The 16,222-nt window shown below is 60.5% G+C and carries 13 protein-coding genes and 1 pseudogene; 8 read left to right on the top strand and 6 right to left on the bottom strand.

What is annotated here, in order from left to right; genetic code table 11:
- Positions 1–120: 120 nt before the first annotated feature.
- The gene (locus N5D61_RS05040; protein WP_279891191.1) at positions 121–2,349 is read right to left on the bottom strand and encodes an AsmA family protein; all 2,229 of its coding nucleotides are present in this window, start codon (positions 2,347–2,349) and stop codon (positions 121–123) included.
- Positions 2,350–2,738: 389 nt separating this feature from the next.
- On the opposite strand from N5D61_RS05040, the gene N5D61_RS05035 reads away from it, so the two are divergent.
- The 6 genes from N5D61_RS05035 (at position 2,739) to hisF (ending at position 7,870) form a co-directional block, all read left to right on the top strand.
- Positions 2,739–4,400, top strand: coding sequence for an OFA family MFS transporter (locus tag N5D61_RS05035; RefSeq protein WP_279891190.1), 1,662 nt, complete (start codon positions 2,739–2,741; stop codon positions 4,398–4,400).
- Between the two features lie 248 nt (positions 4,401–4,648).
- Positions 4,649–5,242, top strand: a complete 594-nt coding sequence (hisB, locus tag N5D61_RS05030) for an imidazoleglycerol-phosphate dehydratase HisB (protein ID WP_108237538.1) — start codon at positions 4,649–4,651, stop codon at positions 5,240–5,242.
- Positions 5,242–5,880 carry an imidazole glycerol phosphate synthase subunit HisH gene (gene hisH / locus N5D61_RS05025; RefSeq protein ID WP_108237537.1) on the top strand — a complete coding sequence of 213 codons (639 nt, stop codon included), beginning with the start codon at positions 5,242–5,244 and terminating at the stop codon, positions 5,878–5,880. Before hisB ends, hisH begins: the two co-directional genes overlap by 1 nt.
- Positions 5,880–6,137: a DUF2164 domain-containing protein gene (locus N5D61_RS05020; RefSeq protein WP_108237536.1), complete on the top strand. Its 258-nt coding sequence runs from the start codon at positions 5,880–5,882 to the stop codon at positions 6,135–6,137. The genes hisH and N5D61_RS05020 overlap by 1 nt, the downstream gene beginning before the upstream one ends.
- 104 nt (positions 6,138–6,241) lie before the next feature.
- Positions 6,242–6,979, top strand: coding sequence for a 1-(5-phosphoribosyl)-5-[(5-phosphoribosylamino)methylideneamino]imidazole-4-carboxamide isomerase (gene hisA, locus N5D61_RS05015; protein WP_108237535.1), 738 nt, complete (start codon positions 6,242–6,244; stop codon positions 6,977–6,979).
- A gap of 120 nt (positions 6,980–7,099) precedes the next feature.
- A complete protein-coding gene (gene hisF / locus N5D61_RS05010) occupies positions 7,100–7,870 on the top strand; it encodes an imidazole glycerol phosphate synthase subunit HisF (RefSeq protein WP_108237534.1) in 771 nt (256 codons plus the stop codon).
- Here the strand turns inward: hisF and N5D61_RS05005 are convergent, their stop codons facing one another.
- Positions 7,871–9,385 carry a serine protease gene (locus N5D61_RS05005; protein ID WP_279891187.1) on the bottom strand — a complete coding sequence of 505 codons (1,515 nt, stop codon included), beginning with the start codon at positions 9,383–9,385 and terminating at the stop codon, positions 7,871–7,873.
- Between the two features lie 304 nt (positions 9,386–9,689).
- Here N5D61_RS05005 and N5D61_RS05000 point away from each other — a divergent pair.
- Positions 9,690–10,367: pseudogene (locus tag N5D61_RS05000) on the top strand (ABC transporter substrate-binding protein); the annotation flags it as partial.
- A 120-nt stretch (positions 10,368–10,487) separates the two neighbouring features.
- Here N5D61_RS05000 and N5D61_RS04995 read toward each other — a convergent pair.
- The 4 genes from N5D61_RS04995 to gpmI all read right to left on the bottom strand — a co-directional run bounded on the left by N5D61_RS04995 (position 10,488) and on the right by gpmI (position 15,656).
- On the bottom strand, positions 10,488–11,294 hold the full coding sequence (locus N5D61_RS04995) for a divergent polysaccharide deacetylase family protein (RefSeq protein ID WP_279891185.1): 807 nt from the start codon (positions 11,292–11,294) through the stop codon (positions 10,488–10,490).
- Position 11,295: 1 nt separating this feature from the next.
- Positions 11,296–12,627 (bottom strand): S41 family peptidase, encoded by a 1,332-nt coding sequence (locus N5D61_RS04990; protein WP_279891184.1) that lies wholly within the window; start codon positions 12,625–12,627, stop codon positions 11,296–11,298.
- A gap of 30 nt (positions 12,628–12,657) precedes the next feature.
- Complete coding sequence (locus N5D61_RS04985; protein ID WP_279891183.1) at positions 12,658–13,968, bottom strand: murein hydrolase activator EnvC; 1,311 nt, start codon at positions 13,966–13,968, stop codon at positions 12,658–12,660.
- 140 nt (positions 13,969–14,108) lie between these two features.
- Complete coding sequence (gene gpmI / locus N5D61_RS04980) at positions 14,109–15,656, bottom strand: 2,3-bisphosphoglycerate-independent phosphoglycerate mutase (protein ID WP_108237529.1); 1,548 nt, start codon at positions 15,654–15,656, stop codon at positions 14,109–14,111.
- Positions 15,657–15,808: 152 nt separating this feature from the next.
- On the opposite strand from gpmI, the gene N5D61_RS04975 reads away from it, so the two are divergent.
- Complete coding sequence (locus N5D61_RS04975) at positions 15,809–16,222, top strand: rhodanese-like domain-containing protein (RefSeq protein WP_108237528.1); 414 nt, start codon at positions 15,809–15,811, stop codon at positions 16,220–16,222.

Below are 16,222 nucleotides of genomic sequence, written 5' to 3'. Positions count from 1 at the left end.
ATAGGTTAGCGACTGTGGGAGCGCGCTTGCCCGCAATGCGATAGATCAGGCACTCAATCGGCGTCTGATAGACAGCTATCGCGGAGCAAGCGCGCTCTTGCAGGGTTTTGCGGTGTGCAGTCACCGCTTGAACAATCCCTTGATGGCATCCTTGAGCTCGGGACTGACCTTGTCCCCCAGCTTTTCATCGATCTTGTCGCCGATGCGGTCGGTGGCCAGCTTCGCGGCGACCTTGCCCAGCCCTTCGTTATCCAGCCGACAGGCTTTGGCGCCCAGTTCCAGCGGGCCGCGGCAGAGAATCGGCCATTCAATCCCCACGAAGCGTGGGTTCACTTCGCAGGCTGGATCCGGCATGTCGCTCTTGTCGCCTTCGATAATCACGCCGACGCGGTAATTCATGCCCAGTACCCGCAGGTCGATGTCGCCATCGCCGTTGACGGTCAGCCCCGGCGTGCGCACCTTCAGGTCCGGGTTGCTGGCCACGCCGTTGCGGAACACCAGATTGCCATTGAGTTGTTGAAACGGGGTGTCCTTGCCCCGTGGCTCGCCGCTCAAGGTTTTGCGATTGAGCACTGAAATGCCGCGGCAGAGCTGCTGCTCGAGATTGGCGTTGACCAGTACGCCATCGTTGAGTGCGAAGTTGGCCGTGCCGTTGAGGCTTTCGACCAAGGCTTTTTCACTGTTGCCCTTGGCGGTCACATCGCTGTTCAGCGTCAGCCGCCCCCGCAAGGGAGGCGTCGTGCCCTGGCTCTGGATGAAATGCTCGACCGGTACCCGGACGATGCGCGTCTGCACGGCAGCCAGCGGTACTTCCGGGCGCACGTCGAGGTTGCCTTTGACTTCGAAATTGCCGTTGTAAAGTTCACCGCGCAGGCTGTCGACGGTGACCACACCGTCTCGCGCCGAGGTTTTCAGGGCCGCGTTCTGGATAGGCAGCTTTTCCACGGTCAGCTTGCCAAAGCTCAGGTCCGCATCGACGTCCAGTTTGCGCATGCGCTCCAGTGGCAGCAGGCGTGTGTCGCTCCACGCCCCCTGTGTGGGCTGGTTGGGCAGAGGCGAAGTGCCCGAGGCAGCCATGGCCTCGGCCTCGCCACTCTGGACCTCGGATTTGCGCGCAGCGCCAGCGGCCTTTGCCTGCTCGGTCTGCGGCGGGCGATAGCGGTCGGCGTCGAAGGTATCGGCCTTGAGTTGCAGCCGCAGCGATTGCCGCGCGAAGTCCTCCACGGCCGCATGGCCGGTAATGGTGCTGTCGTCCAGTCGCAGGGTCAGGTCATCCAGGGACACACTGTTCTGAGTGGCGGCGATGCGGCTGACCATTTCCAGCCGGGTCAGGCTGTTTTCGCCCAGCGTGGGTGCGGTCTGGCCAATGCTGTCGAGGAACTCACGCAGGTTGAACTGGGCGATGGAGATACCGCCGCTCAGTTGAGGTGCCTTGTCCAGATCGCGCACACGCAATTCGCCCAATGCACGCAATTGGTTGGCGGACAGCTTGAGGTTGGTCCACTCGGCGACGTTGGCCGACATATCCGCTAACAATTGACCTTGTGCGGAAAAGCTCAGCGTCTTGCCTTGCAGGGGATCGCCAGCGGCCTCCCCAGAGAAGCGCATGTCGTCCAGTTGATAGCGTTTGAGGGCACGGTCGAAGCGCAACTTGCCGGTCAACTCCGTCTTGGTGCGCACCACAGGCTGATTGGTGCTGAGAAAGGCCGTCAGTTTGATCGGGATGTCCGTGGCGTTGTGGACTGGCCCGGTGCTCAGTTGGATGCTTTCGGCGGTGAATTGCCGGGCCTTCTGGATATCGTTGAAATCGATGCGTGCGTTGTTCACCGTCAAGCTGTCGATGTCCAGTTTGAGGGGCTGCCAACTGCGTTCCGGGCGGGCGTTCGCGTCGGGTGCGGGTTGGGCCGCAGGCGTGGAGGGCTGCGTCAGGTTGGCCGCGGTAGCGGGCGTCTTGCCGATGTCCTCCCAGTTGCCATGGCCGTTTTCGTCCCGGGTCAGCATCAGGTTCAGGCCTTCCACCCGAACGTCACTCATCTGCACTTCTTTGCGCAGCAGCGGCAGGACGCGTACCGACAGCCCCAGCATTTGCAGGTCGGCAAAGGGTTTGGTCGGCTCGGTCAGTGTCGCCACACTGGCGTCATGCAGCTCCAGGCCCAGCCAGGGGAACAGGCTCCAGCCGATGTCGCCGTTGAGGGTCAGTTCGACATGGGCCCGGTCGCGTACCAGTTTGCGAATCTCGTCTTTGTAGTCGTTGGGATCAAACAGATGGGTCAAGGCAAAGCCGAGAGCCACGATGATCAGCAACAGCCCGAGAATGAAGAGTCCCAGGATTTTGCCGAACGCTTTCATGGGCGAGTCCTTTAATCGATTCGTTCAAAATTTAGCCCGCGAGTATAGCGTTCTCACGCAGGCGCCGGGCCTCGTTCGACCTTGCGCAGTGGCCAGGTAAAGGTACGCGGAACTGGGACAGCAGGAAATTCCGGTCATTCGCCGAGCGTACGCAGGGCTTTTCATGGCGTGATCGCATGACAGACGGCATAAAAAAGGTAGTAGCAGAATGCTTTATGTCACGTTGCAAATGCTAATCTCTCGCCGTTCGCGAAATACTTGCGTCGAATTGTCACGTTATGAGGCCGTTCTGCCGATAAAGCTTCCGATGCATGTGGCGTCAAGAGAAGTGGCAGAGCCGTTGCCGTGGTTCTGGCGTGGCACAACTATAAATAGGGGCAAAACAAACAATGACTACGAGCACTGCTCTGGGCGGCACTGTCGCTCAGCCTGCGTTCTTGTCCAAAGAACGCATCATTGCCAAGCGTGGCTTCAATCGATGGCTGGTTCCGCCAGCGGCACTGGCGATCCATTTGTGTATCGGCATGGCCTACGGTTTCTCGGTGTTCTGGCTGCCGCTGTCCAAGGCAATCGGCATCAAGACGGCCGTGGCCTGCTCGCCGGACATGGGGTTCTTCGAACAGGTCTTCTCGTCCAGCTGTGACTGGCCGATTTCGATGCTGGGCTGGATCTACACTCTGTTCTTCATCTTTCTGGGTTGCTCGGCGGCCATCTGGGGCGGCTGGCTGGAACACGCAGGCCCACGTAAAGCGGGTGTCGTGTCGGCATTGTGCTGGTGCGGCGGCTTGCTGATCTCGGCGCTGGGTGTCTATACCCACCAGATCTGGCTGATGTGGATTGGCTCGGGCGTGATCGGCGGTATCGGTCTGGGCCTGGGGTACATCTCGCCTGTTTCGACCCTGATCAAATGGTTTCCGGACAAGCGCGGTATGGCGACCGGCATGGCAATCATGGGCTTCGGCGGCGGCGCCATGGTGGGTGCGCCACTGGCCACCGCGCTGATGGGCCACTTCGCTACGCCTGACAGCGTGGGCGTGTGGCAGAGCTTCGTCGCCATGGCCGCGATCTATTTCGCGTTCATGATCGGCGGCGCCCTGGCTTACCGCGTTCCGCCAACCGGCTGGAAGCCTGAAGGCTGGACCGCGCCGGCAAAGAAAACCAACAGCGCGATGATCACCAACCGTCACGTGCACGTCAGCGTGGCATGGAAAACCCCGCAGTTCCGCCTGGTATGGCTGGTGCTGTGCCTGAACGTTTCGGCGGGTATCGGCATCCTCGGCATGGCTTCGCCCCTGCTGCAGGAAGTGTTTGGCGGCAAACTGCTGGGGACCGATCAGGGCTTCGCACAACTGGACGCCTCGCAACTGGCGGCCATCGCGGCCATCGCGGCGGGCTTTACCGGCCTGTTGAGCCTGTTCAACATCGGCGGTCGTTTCTTCTGGGCGTCGTTCTCCGACTACATCGGCCGTAAAGCCACGTACTTCGTGTTCTTCGCGCTGGGCTTCCTGCTTTACGCATCGGTGCCGACGCTGGGCCACTTGGGCAGCGTTGCGCTCTTCGTCGCGGCGTTTTGCGTGGTGCTGTCGATGTACGGCGGGGGGTTCGCCACCGTTCCGGCTTACCTGGCGGACCTGTTCGGTACGCAAATGGTGGGCGCGATCCACGGTCGCCTGTTGACTGCCTGGGCTGCCGCGGGCGTGCTGGGGCCGGTGTTGGTGAACTACCTGCGTGAGTACCAGCTCAGCCACGGTGTGGCGCGGGCCGACGCCTACGACATCACCCTGTACATCCTCGCCGGTCTGCTGGTGCTGGGCTTCATCTGCAACATGCTGGTGCGCCCGGTAGCCGACAAGTACTTCATGACCGACGAAGAGCTGAAAGCCGAACAGGCGATCGGCCACGATGCAGGCGCTGATCACACCACCTCGCTGGAGTGGAAGGCCGACGCAGGCACCAAGCCGCTGGCCATTCTCGCCTGGCTGGCGGTGGGTATCCCGCTGGCGTGGGGCGTATGGATCACGCTGCAGAAAACGGCAGTGCTGTTCCATTAAGGCTGTTCGCACACGCTAAAGCTGTAGGAGCGCGCTTGCCCGCGATGGGGCCGTGTCAGACGCTGAAAACGTCACAGGCACATCGCCGTCCCAGGCAAGCGCGCTCCTGCGATGCGGGGGTGTTCGTGTCTTGTACAGACATGTCTACCTGCGTCATCCCGTCTACCATCCCACGTCTCGTGTTTCTGTTTCCCTGCCACACGCCTATAATGTCCGCCTTTTCGCCCAATGATTTTGCGGAGCTGGTGATGGCCGAACGTAAAGCGTTCGTCGAGCGCGACACCCTGGAAACCCAGGTCAAAGCCTCGATCAACCTGGATGGCACCGGAAAGGCCCGATTCGATATCGGTGTGCCTTTTCTTGAACACATGCTCGACCAGATCGCCCGTCACGGGCTGATCGACATCGAACTCGATTGCAAAGGCGACCTGGAAATCGACGACCACCACACCGTGGAGGACGTCGGCATCACCTTGGGACAGGCGTTCAGCAAAGCCATCGGCGACAAGAAAGGCATTCGTCGCTACGGCCACGCCTATGTACCGCTGGACGAAGCGCTGTCGCGCGTCGTCATCGACTTCTCGGGCCGTCCTGGCTTGCAGATGCACGTCCCTTACACTCGCGCCACCGTGGGCGGCTTCGACGTGGACCTGTTTCAGGAGTTTTTCCAGGGCTTCGTGAACCACGCCAACGTGACCTTGCACATCGACAACCTGCGCGGGCACAACACCCACCACCAGATCGAAACCGTGTTCAAGGCCTTCGGCCGCGCACTGCGCATGGCCGTGGAGCTGGATGACCGCATGGCCGGGCAGATGCCATCCACCAAGGGCGTGCTGTAATGCAGACCGTTGCCGTTATCGACTATGGCATGGGCAACCTGCATTCGGTGGCCAAGGCGTTGGAGCACGTCGGCGCCGGTCGCGTGTTGATCACCAGTGATGCAGACGTGATCCGTGAAGCCGATCGCATCGTGTTTCCCGGTGTCGGCGCGATCCGCGATTGCATGGCCGAAATCCGCCGTCTGGGCTTTGACGCCCTGGTGCGCGAAGTCAGTCAGGACCGCCCCTTCCTGGGCATCTGCGTCGGCATGCAAGCCTTGATGGACCGCAGTGAAGAGAACGACGGCGTCGATTGCATCGGTCTGTTTCCCGGTCAGGTGCGTTTCTTCGGCAAGGACCTTCACGAAGACGGCCAGCACTTGAAGGTGCCTCACATGGGCTGGAACGAAGTCGAGCAGTCGGTGGATCACCCCCTGTGGCACAGCATCCCCGACAAAGCCCGGTTCTACTTCGTGCACAGCTACTTCATCGACTCGCCGCACCCGCGTCAGATCGTCGGCCGCGGTCATTACGGTCGTGACTTCGCTGCCGCGTTGGCGGACGGTTCGCGGTTCGCCGTGCAGTTCCACCCCGAGAAGAGCCATACCCACGGCCTGCAACTGTTGCAGAACTTCGCCGCGTGGGACGGCCGCTGGTAATGAGCCGCAAGAACAAGGCGCCGATCCTGACCCTTACTCCCGAACAGGAGAGCGAAGCGTGTCACCAGATCAAGCGTTTCATGGAGGACCGCTTCGAATTGGCCCTTGGCACATTCGAAGCGGCGGAAATCCTTGAGCTGTTCACCCGTGAAATCGCGCCGCACTATTACAACCGAGCGATTTTCGATGCCCAGGCGCTGTTGAAAGAGCGCTTTGAAATCCTCGAAAGCGACATCTGGTCGCTCGAAAAAAACTAAGGGCAGCGACAAGCTCAACGCTTAAAGCTGCAAGACTGATCCACGCGTGCCTGCTTGCAGCTCACCGCTTGCAACTTGCTGCTCTTGTGACGAAGGAAAAGCTGATGCTGATCATCCCCGCTATCGACCTTAAAGACGGCGCCTGCGTGCGTCTGCGCCAAGGCCGCATGGAAGATTCCACGGTATTCTCCGATGACCCGGTCAGCATGGCTGCCAAATGGGTCGACGGTGGCTGCCGCCGCCTGCATCTGGTCGACCTGAACGGCGCATTCGAAGGCCAGCCGGTCAACGGGGAAGTGGTCACGGCCATCGCCAAGCGCTACCCGAGCCTGCCGATCCAGATCGGCGGCGGCATCCGTTCGCTGGAGACCATCGAGCACTATGTCAAAGCGGGCGTGAGCTACGTGATCATCGGTACCAAGGCGGTCAAGGAGCCTGAATTCGTCGCCGAAGCCTGTCGTGCGTTTCCAGGCAAAGTCATCGTCGGCCTGGACGCCAAAGACGGTTTCGTCGCCACCGACGGCTGGGCGGAAGTCAGCTCGGTCCAGGTGATCGACCTGGCCAAGCGTTTCGAAGCTGACGGCGTCTCGGCCATCGTCTACACGGACATTGCCAAAGACGGAATGATGCAGGGCTGCAACGTCCCGTTCACTGCAGCGCTGGCAGCAGCCACGAAAATCCCGGTGATTGCGTCGGGCGGCATCCACAACCTGGGCGACATCAAGGCGCTGCTGGATGCCAAGGCGCCGGGCATCATCGGTGCTATCACCGGCCGCGCGATCTATGAAGGCACGCTGGACGTCGCAGAAGCCCAGGCGTTCTGTGATCGGTACGCGGTCTGATTTGTAGGAGCGCGCTCGCCCGCGACGGCGGTGTGGCTGTGACATTCATGGCTACTGATACAACGCTATCGCGGGCAAGCGCGCTCCTGCAGGTGTTCCAAATTTCAGAGGTTGACCCCAATGGCCCTCGCCAAACGTATTATTCCCTGCCTGGATGTCGACAACGGTCGCGTGGTCAAGGGCGTGAAGTTCGAAAACATCCGCGATGCCGGTGATCCGGTAGAAATTGCCCGTCGTTACGATGAGCAAGGCGCCGACGAAATCACCTTTCTCGACATCACCGCCAGCGTGGATGGCCGTGATACCACGCTGCATACCGTCGAGCGGATGGCCAGCCAGGTCTTCATTCCGCTGACCGTCGGCGGCGGCGTACGCACCGTTCAGGACATTCGCAACCTTCTCAATGCTGGCGCCGACAAGGTGTCGATCAACACCGCCGCGGTGTTCACTCCTGAATTTGTGGGCGAAGCGGCTGCGCGTTTCGGTTCGCAGTGCATCGTCGTGGCCATCGACGCCAAGAAAGTCTCAGGCCCCGGCGAGACCCCACGCTGGGAAATCTTCACCCACGGCGGTCGCAAACCGACTGGTCTGGACGCCGTCGAGTGGGCGAAGAAGATGGAAGGTCTGGGCGCGGGTGAAATTCTGCTGACCAGCATGGATCAGGACGGCATGAAGAACGGTTTCGACCTGGGCGTGACCCGCGCGATCAGCGATGCGCTGGGCATTCCGGTCATTGCGTCGGGTGGCGTGGGCAACCTCCAGCACCTCGCCGATGGCGTGCTGCAAGGCCACGCGAGCGCGGTGCTGGCGGCGAGCATCTTCCACTTCGGCGAATATACCGTGCCGGAAGCCAAGGCGTTCATGGCGCAGCAAGGGATTGTCGTTCGCTGATCACGGCTCGAGTAGATCGGTGCGCGGCAGTGATGCCTGTTTCGACAAGTCGTGGGCTTTTGAGCACAGCTTGATGGGCAATTCCGATGCTTCGAAGGTTTTCGCGCCCTCGAAGTGGGGCGTGTAACCTTCCTGCTCATCGCAGCGTACGGTATCGGGTGCCCCTGATTTGAATGTGTATACCCACAGCGATGGGGTGGAGAAGTAGGGCGTTACCCGATAACCCCCATCGTTCAGGCGATCAATCGTCAGTTCCGGCATGCGAGTCGGGCCTGCCGGTGCCAACTCCATCGCTATCACCACGGGCGTTTTCATCATTTCGCGGGCGGGTCGTTGCGCCTGCGATGTCACGCCGATGATGCACAGAAAGTGCATGCCCGCCTCAGGCCCGACTGGATCATCGATCAACGCACTGGCAGCGTCGGCTGCATCGCTGTAGTAATGCGGGCTTTCGCATTCCGTGGCGCTGCGAGTGGCTTTGTAGCGATACATCGGGGTGTCCAGCGAGAACGGCCAGGACCAGGTCGGGAATACAGGGTTACCCTGTCGATCCAGTGTGATGCGTTGGTAGGTGTTGGGTGAGTAATCTTCGCCAAGCGTCATTTCGAGCGTTGATCGAAGTATGCATTCTTGACCATCGGGGTTGAATTGACCTCGGACGAAGCACGATTGCAGCCCCATCGCAGGACTTGAGTATTGAGTATCCGCTGACCATGCCGGCTGGCCGGCCTTTATCCCGCAAGGCGCGTTGGTCTGGCAGCGGTTTTCTTCCTTGGCGAGGCCGGTCGATGTACTGACCACCCCGACAATACGGTTTGAGCGGCGATCCAGCAGCGGGCTGCCGGAACTTCCCGGAGCGATTCCAGCGCAGCGGTGTTTGTAAAAGCCGCGAAAGACAAACACTTCCTCGACCAGATCCTCTTCGCCTTCGTAAGCACACAGCGACAGCCTCAGTCCGGGTGCACTCTCGTGACCGGACGGCGCCCCGACGACCATCAGGTCCATGCCATCCGTGGGTGGTCGAGGGCTCAGCTTCAAGGGCTCGATACCGAGATCCAGCAATTCCTGCAAGGGCGTTTTCAGTTCAATGAGGGCCAGGTCGGCGCCGCGCATGGTCGCTCTGACGATGTGTTTCAACTCGTGACGTTGCGTCCTGTGCATGTTGCCGAGAAAGTAGTCGAAATCGATATGCCCCTGAACCAGCGTGTCGCGGGTGAAATTGAGGCTGTGGCGGGTTGCGCAGTGCCCGCTGGTGAGGATATAGGCAGGCCCGGAGGCGTGGGCTTCTCGGTCACGCGAGTCGATCAGTGCGCCTGTGCAGCGCGACCTTTGCGAAGCCTGGTCGACGTGCAGACGCCCGATCGCGCGCCAGTGTTCGTGGCGACGCTGTGCATTATCGAGGGCGATGGCAGCAGAGCGGTTAGCCCCGCCTTCGCCGTAATCCCGGGCTTGGACCATGTGTGCTGACAAAAGCGTGATCATTGCGAACACATAGGCTGCTGTTCGATGTTGCATGGTGGTACCTGTCTTTAAAGTGAGGGCTTCCGCTCACGTTGTAAGCGGTCAGTGAAGCCCTCAATTAGTCAGACAAACGCTGTTCAGGGCGCATACATAGGTATCGCGTGCTCAAAAAAATACGCGATGCAATGAAGACTCTGGACAACGGCATTTGAGGTCCGCACTCTGTCCACAGCCATGGATAAGGAACAGCCGTATGCTTAAACCTGCTGCGTGTTTTCTCGCACTGTTCGTTTTGATGCCGAGTAAGGGGACGTATGCAGATGAACCGGCTATCGGTACGGGTGAAGGAAAAAGGACAGACTATTCAGTGGTGCTGCTCACTGAGAATTTCCCGCCCTACAACATGGCCATCGATGGCAAGAACTTCGCCCAGGAAAACAACATCCAGGGCATTGCCGTCGAGATCGTTCGCCAGACCTTCAAGCGTGCCGGGATCGGTTACAACATGACCCTGCGCTTCCCGTGGGATCGCATCTACAAACTGGCGCTGGAAAAGCCGGGTTATGGTGTATTCGTCACCGCACGTTTGCCCGAGCGCGAGAAGCTGTTCAAGTGGGTTGGGCCGATCGGGCCCGATGACTGGATCATGCTGGCGAAAGCGGACAGTCCAGTCCGTTTGAATAACCTTGAAGACGCCCGGCAGTACCGAATCGGGGCCTACAAGGGCGACGCGATCGCCGAAGAACTGGGGCGGCAAGGCATGCACCCGATCACCGTACTCAGCGACAAGGACAATGCGAAAAAGCTCATCGATGGCCAGATCGATCTCTGGGCCACGGGAGATCCTGCGGGGCGCTATCTGGCGCGGCAAGAAGGGGTGACCGGACTCAAGACGGTGCTGCGCTTCAACAGCGCCGAACTGTTTCTGGCGCTGAACAGGGACACGCCCGATGAAGTGGTTCAGAAGCTACAAACGGCGCTGGATCAGCTGCGCAAGGAAGGGGTGGTCGACAGTATTCTCGCGAAATACCTTTGAGCCAAGACGCCTCTTGTAGGAGCGCGCTTGCCCGCGATTGCACTGGAGCAGCGACTTCATCGCCAAAATGACACACCGCAATCGCGGGCAAATGCGCGCCTACAAGGGGTGGCGTTCAGCTCACCGATACACCCCATTCTTCCCATGCCCATCCATGGCCTGATTACCGCGCAACCCGATCATGTGACGCAGTTCGATCCATTCGATGCCCTGGCTTTTCAGCTTTGGCAGCTCCCGTTCCAGTACGTCCAGGGTCACGGGATAAGGATGGCCGATCATCACTGCCGAGCCTTGTTTGTGTGCCAGGCGGATTGCGCTCTGGAGCTGGCCGGTGATCGCTTCGGCGGTGCGCTCGTCATCCAGGAAAACATCCCTCGATAGGCTGGCCAGGCCGATCTTCTGCGCCTCTGCTGCAGCGACGGTTTTAGCGCTGGTACGGCTGTCGACGAAAAACAGATGCCGGCGTTGCAACTCACCGACCAGCCAGCTCATCGCCACCGGTTCGGCTGTCATGCGGCTGCCTTCATGGTTATTGATACCTGCCGCATAGGGCACCTTCAACAGCGCAGCGTTGAGCCGTGACTCAAGCTCCGTCAACGGCAGGTCCGGGCGCCAGGCATAAGGGCCGGTCGCGGGGTCCATGGGCATGTGCAACATGACCGTCTTGCCTGCCTTGTGGGCCTGGCGGGCGAAGTCGGTGGCGTGGGGCGTGTCCGGCATGATGGCCAGCGTCACCGGGCCGGGGAGGGCCAGCGCGCGGCTGTCTCGCTGCGGGCTCTGCCCCAGGTCGTCGATGATCAGGCTGATGTAGGCGACTTTCGAGGCGCTGGCGTCGGATGCGTGGGCGCGGGCCGCGTGGGCTGCACCGGTGATCGCGAACGTGAAAAGAACGAGGGCTCCGAGGAGCCCGGTCAACCGAGCGTGCATATCAATTGCCGCGTGTGACGCTCAAGCCCTTGAGCAGGCTGAGGGCCTGGTTCAACTGGTAGTCGTCGTCCTGTGGACGCGCCTTGGCTGCTTTGGCTTTGGTGGTCGGACGGTCCGCACCGCCGTTGCCGTTGCCCAGGTGCCCGAGCAGGTCGGCCTCTTTGTAGTTCTCGCCATCGGCTTCGGTGGTGACCTTGGCGCGTTTGACCTCGATGTCCGGGTTGATGCCTTGAGCCTGGATCGAGCGGCCGTTCGGCGTGAAATACAGCGCTGTGGTGAGTTTCAGCGCGCGGTCATTGGCCAGCGGTAGAACCGTTTGCACCGAGCCTTTGCCGAACGTATCGGTGCCCATCAGGATGCCGCGTTTCTGATCCTGCAAGGCACCGGCGACGATCTCCGAAGCGGAGGCGCTGCCACCGTTGATCAACACCACCAGAGGCGCGCCTTCGCTGGCATCGGCCGGGTCGGCGGAGAAGCGCAGTTCCGAGTTGGCGATGCGGCCCTTGGTGTAGACGATCAGGCCTTTGGTGAGGAAATGATCGGCCACTTCCACCGCTGCCTGCAGCACGCCGCCCGGGTTGTTGCGCAGGTCGAGGATCAACCCGTTCATCTTCTTGCCGTTGTCCTTGCGCAGCTTGGCCAATGCCTTGCCGACTTCTTCGCCGGTCTTGACCTGGAACTGCGTGATGCGGATGTAGCCATAACCCGGCTCCAGCATCTGCGCTTTCACGCTCTTGACCTGAATGGTGGCGCGGGCAAGGGTCACGTCGAATGGGTTGCCGCCGTCGCGCACCAGCGTGAGGGTAATCTTCTCGCCAATCTTGCCGCGCATCTTGTCGACCGCTTCCTGCATGGTCTGGCCTTGAGTCGGTGCGCCGTTGATCTTGACGATCAGGTCCCCTGCCTCGATGCCAGCTTTGGACGCAGGCGTGTCATCGATGGGCGAAACCACTTTGATGAAACCGTCTTCTACGCCCACTTCGATGCCCAGCCCGCCGAACTCGCCGCTGGTACTCTCCTGCAGTTCCTGGAAGTCCTCCGGCCCGAGGTAGGCGGAATGCGGATCAAGGTTGCTCAGCATGCCCTTGATGGCATTTTCCAGCAGGGTCTTGTCGTCCACCGGTTCCACGTAGGCGGCTTTGATCCGGTCCATCACTTCGGCGAAGGTGCGCAGCTCGTCGAGTGGCAGCGGTGCCTTGGCGTTAGCGGCAGTGGCGGACGCGGAGGCGGCAGGGGTCGCTGTCGGGGCGGCACCGGCAGCGAATGCCTGAGGAGCACCGATAACCACGGCGATAGTCAAGGCCAGCGAGGTGAGGCGGGACGAAAACAGCATGTCTTACGAACTCCTGAGTGAGGCGTCGACTTATCCTTGAGAGCGACACCATTGCGCCGGATCACTAGGGCGACCCTGCTGACGAATAGCGAAATACAGTGCCGGAGTGTCCTGGCCGCCACCGCTGTTGCCGACGGTGGCGATCGCTTCCCCGGCTTTTACAATGTCCCCAGCTTCTTTCAACAGACTCTGGTTGTGGCCGTATAAGCTCAGATAACCGTTTCCGTGGTCGAGAATGACCAGAAGGCCCGCGCCGCGCAACCAGTCGGCGAACACCACTCGACCGCCGTGCACGGCGTGTACCTGACTGCCTGCCGAGGCGCTGATCATGACGCCGTCCCATTTGGTTCGGTCATCGTCGCCACGGGATTCACCGAAACGCGCCAACAATCGACCATCGACAGGCCAAGGAAGTTTTCCCTTTGCCTGTTCAAAAGGTCCGCCATAGGACTGGCCTGCGCTGGAGACCAGCGCACCGGGCACTTTTGCAGGGCGCCGGGGCGCCTCGTCGCTGTCGCCTTTGCCACGGCTTTTCGCCAGCGCTTCCTGTTCACGCTGCCGCTTCTCGGCCTCCTGCTGGGCCAGCAGGGCTTTCTGACGCGCCTCTTCCGCTTCCCGCGCCTGGCGCGCGAGGGTTTCTTCGATGGTTTTCAGTACTTTCGTCAGGTCTGCCTGATCCTGCTGGCGCGCCTGAAGTTTCTGGTCGCGTGCCTTGTAATCCTGATTCAGCTTGGCAAGCGCCACCTGACGCTCCTGGCGCACCGTGTCGAGCTGAGCCTTTTGGTCTTCCAGCGAGCTTTTCTGGACCAGCAATTGTGCCTGTTGCAGGTCGATGTCTTTCTCGACTTCAGCCAGTTGCCGCAGGGTTTCGTTGAAGTTGCGCAGTTGCGTCAGGCGCGCCTGGCTCAGGTAGTCGTAGTAGGTCAGGGTGCGGGCGAATTTTTCGGGGTTTTGCTGATTGAGCAGCAGTTTGAGGTATTCCTGGCGGCCATTCTGGTAGGCGGCGCGAGCCTGGATAGCGATCAGGCGTTGCTGTTCAACGCGGGCGCTTTGGAGTTTTTTTTTCTCATCATCGAGCCGTTGTAGCTCGGCTTCGCTCTTTTTTAGTTCTTTTTGCAGGGCCTCCACCTGCTTTTCCAGCTTGCCCATTTCGGTTTCGGTGGAGCGCAGGTCTTTCTGTACGCCGGATTTCTCTTCCTGAAGCTGGCCCAAGGCCTTTTTCAGTTCGGCAATGTCCTGACGCGTGGCATCCAGCTGTTTTTGGGTCTGTGCGCGCTCGTCGTCGGCGAAGGCCGGATTGAGCAGACACATCAAAGCGAGGGCGATCAGGACGCGAAGCATGGAGTTGGGCGATACCGGGAGTGAGGACGGGCTTAGTATGCCCGCCGCAGGCTGCAAAAAAAACGCTCACAGGGCGCTGCTTTCAGACATTTCATACAAAAACCGGCCTGCCGAGGACGAGCAGACCGGTTTGCCCCGACTTATCTGGCGACCAGAATCGAGGTGCCGGTCATCTCTTTCGGGATTTCCAGGCCCAGCAGGGTCAGCATGGTCGGTGCCACATCCGCCAGCACACCGCCTTCGCGGACTTTCAGGTCGCGCTTGCCGACGTAGACGAACGGCACAGGTTCGGAGGTGTGCGCAGTGTGAGGTTGATGAGTGTGTTCGTCGGTCATCTGCTCGACGTTGCCGTGGTCCGCCGTGATCAATGCTTCCCCGCCGACTTTCTCCAGGGCATCGGTGATGCGGCCTACGCACACGTCCAGGCACTCGACGGCCTTGACTGCGGCTTCCATGATTCCGCTGTGGCCCACCATGTCGCCGTTGGCATAGTTGACGATGATCACGTCGTAACGCTGATTTTCGATGGCGTCGACGATCCGGTCGGTGACCTCCGGCGCGCTCATTTCCGGCTGCAGATCGTAAGTCGCCACTTTTGGTGACGGGATCAGGATGCGGTCTTCACCCTCGAACGGCTCTTCACGGCCACCTGAAAAGAAGAACGTCACGTGGGCGTACTTCTCGGTTTCGGCGATGCGCAGTTGCGTCTTGCCGTTTTTTGCCAGGTATTCGCCCAGCACGTTGTCCAGGCTGCCTTTGGTGAACGCGGCGGGGGCGGGGATGGATGCGGCGTATTCGGTCAGCATAACGTAGCCGGCCAGCTTCGGCTGACGGGCGCGCGCGAAGTCTTTGAAGTCGTCTTCGACGAACACGCGCGTCAGCTCACGGGCCCGGTCGGCGCGGAAGTTCATGAAGACCACTGCGTCGCCATCTTCGACCTTCACCGGCTCGCCAATGCGGGTGGCTTTGACGAATTCGTCGTTCTCGCCACGCTCGTAGGCCGCGTCCAGCCCCGCTTTTGGCGTTGCCGCCTGGAATTGCGCAGTGCTGTCGACGATCAGGTTGTAGGCCGACTCGACGCGGTCCCAACGGTTGTCGCGGTCCATGGCGAAATAACGGCCAATGATCGTCGCGGTACGACCTTTGCCCAAGCGACCGTAGGCCGCTTCCATGGTGTCGAGGTATTTGTGCGCGCTGCGTGGGGGAGTGTCACGGCCATCGAGGAACGCGTGCAGGTAAATCTTCTCGGCGCCACGCTTGGCTGCCAGTTCCACCATCGCCACCAGGTGATCTTCATGACTGTGGACCCCGCCATCGGACAACAGGCCCATGATGTGCACGGCCTTGCCCGCGCCGACCGCCTTGTCCACCGCCGTGCAGATGACCGGGTTCTCGAAGAACTCGCCGTCGCGGATCGCTTTGGTCACACGGGTGAAATCCTGATACACCACGCGGCCGGCACCCAGGTTCATGTGCCCGACTTCGGAGTTGCCCATCTGGCCGTCTGGCAGGCCGACATCCATCCCGGAGCCGGAGATCAGGCCGTTGGGCATGGTCTTGTACAGGCGATCGAAGGTCGGCGTCTTCTTGCTGGCGGTCGCTTCGTAGACTGCGTTGCCGTCGTGGCTGTCGCTGTGACCGAAGCCGTCCAGGATGATCAGAACCAGAGGTTTAGGCGTGGTAGTCATGAATCCCACTCTTGGCTAATAGGGTGAAGTAGAAAAAAGATCGACATCTTAAGGTGAAGTTCAAACGGCGTCACTGTGACCGCCGTACGGGCTTTGGCCGACCTTGGGGCCTGTGTATACTGGCCGACATTTTAACGCCCTGGAACCCGATGATGGTTGAACACCTGATTGCTTTTGCCACGAACCACTATTTGATCTCTGGCGCCTTTGTCATCCTGCTGGCGCTGTTGATCGCGACAGAACTGAACAAGGGCGGCAAAAGTCTGAGCACCGGCGAGCTGACTGCGCTGGTCAACCGCGACGAAGCGGTGGTCATCGACGTTCGCGCCAAGAAAGAGTACGCCACCGGCCATATCGTCGGGGCCCTGAATTTCCCGCAGGACAAAGTGATGACCCGCACCTCGGAACTTGAGAAGTACAAGTCCAAGACGCTGATCATCGTCGATGCGGCTGGTCAGCACGCAGGGCACGTGGCCCGTGAACTGCTCAAGGCCGGTTTCAAGGCGGCCAAGCTGTCGGGTGGCGTTTCATCGTGGCGGGCCGACAATCTGCCGCTGGTGAAGTGA

The organism is Pseudomonas sp. GD03842 (assembly GCF_029841165.1).
Classification (GTDB): Bacteria; Pseudomonadota; Gammaproteobacteria; order Pseudomonadales; family Pseudomonadaceae; genus Aquipseudomonas.
The sequence above is the reverse complement of the archived record's forward strand: the minus strand, read 5'-3'. Positions and strand labels throughout refer to the sequence as shown.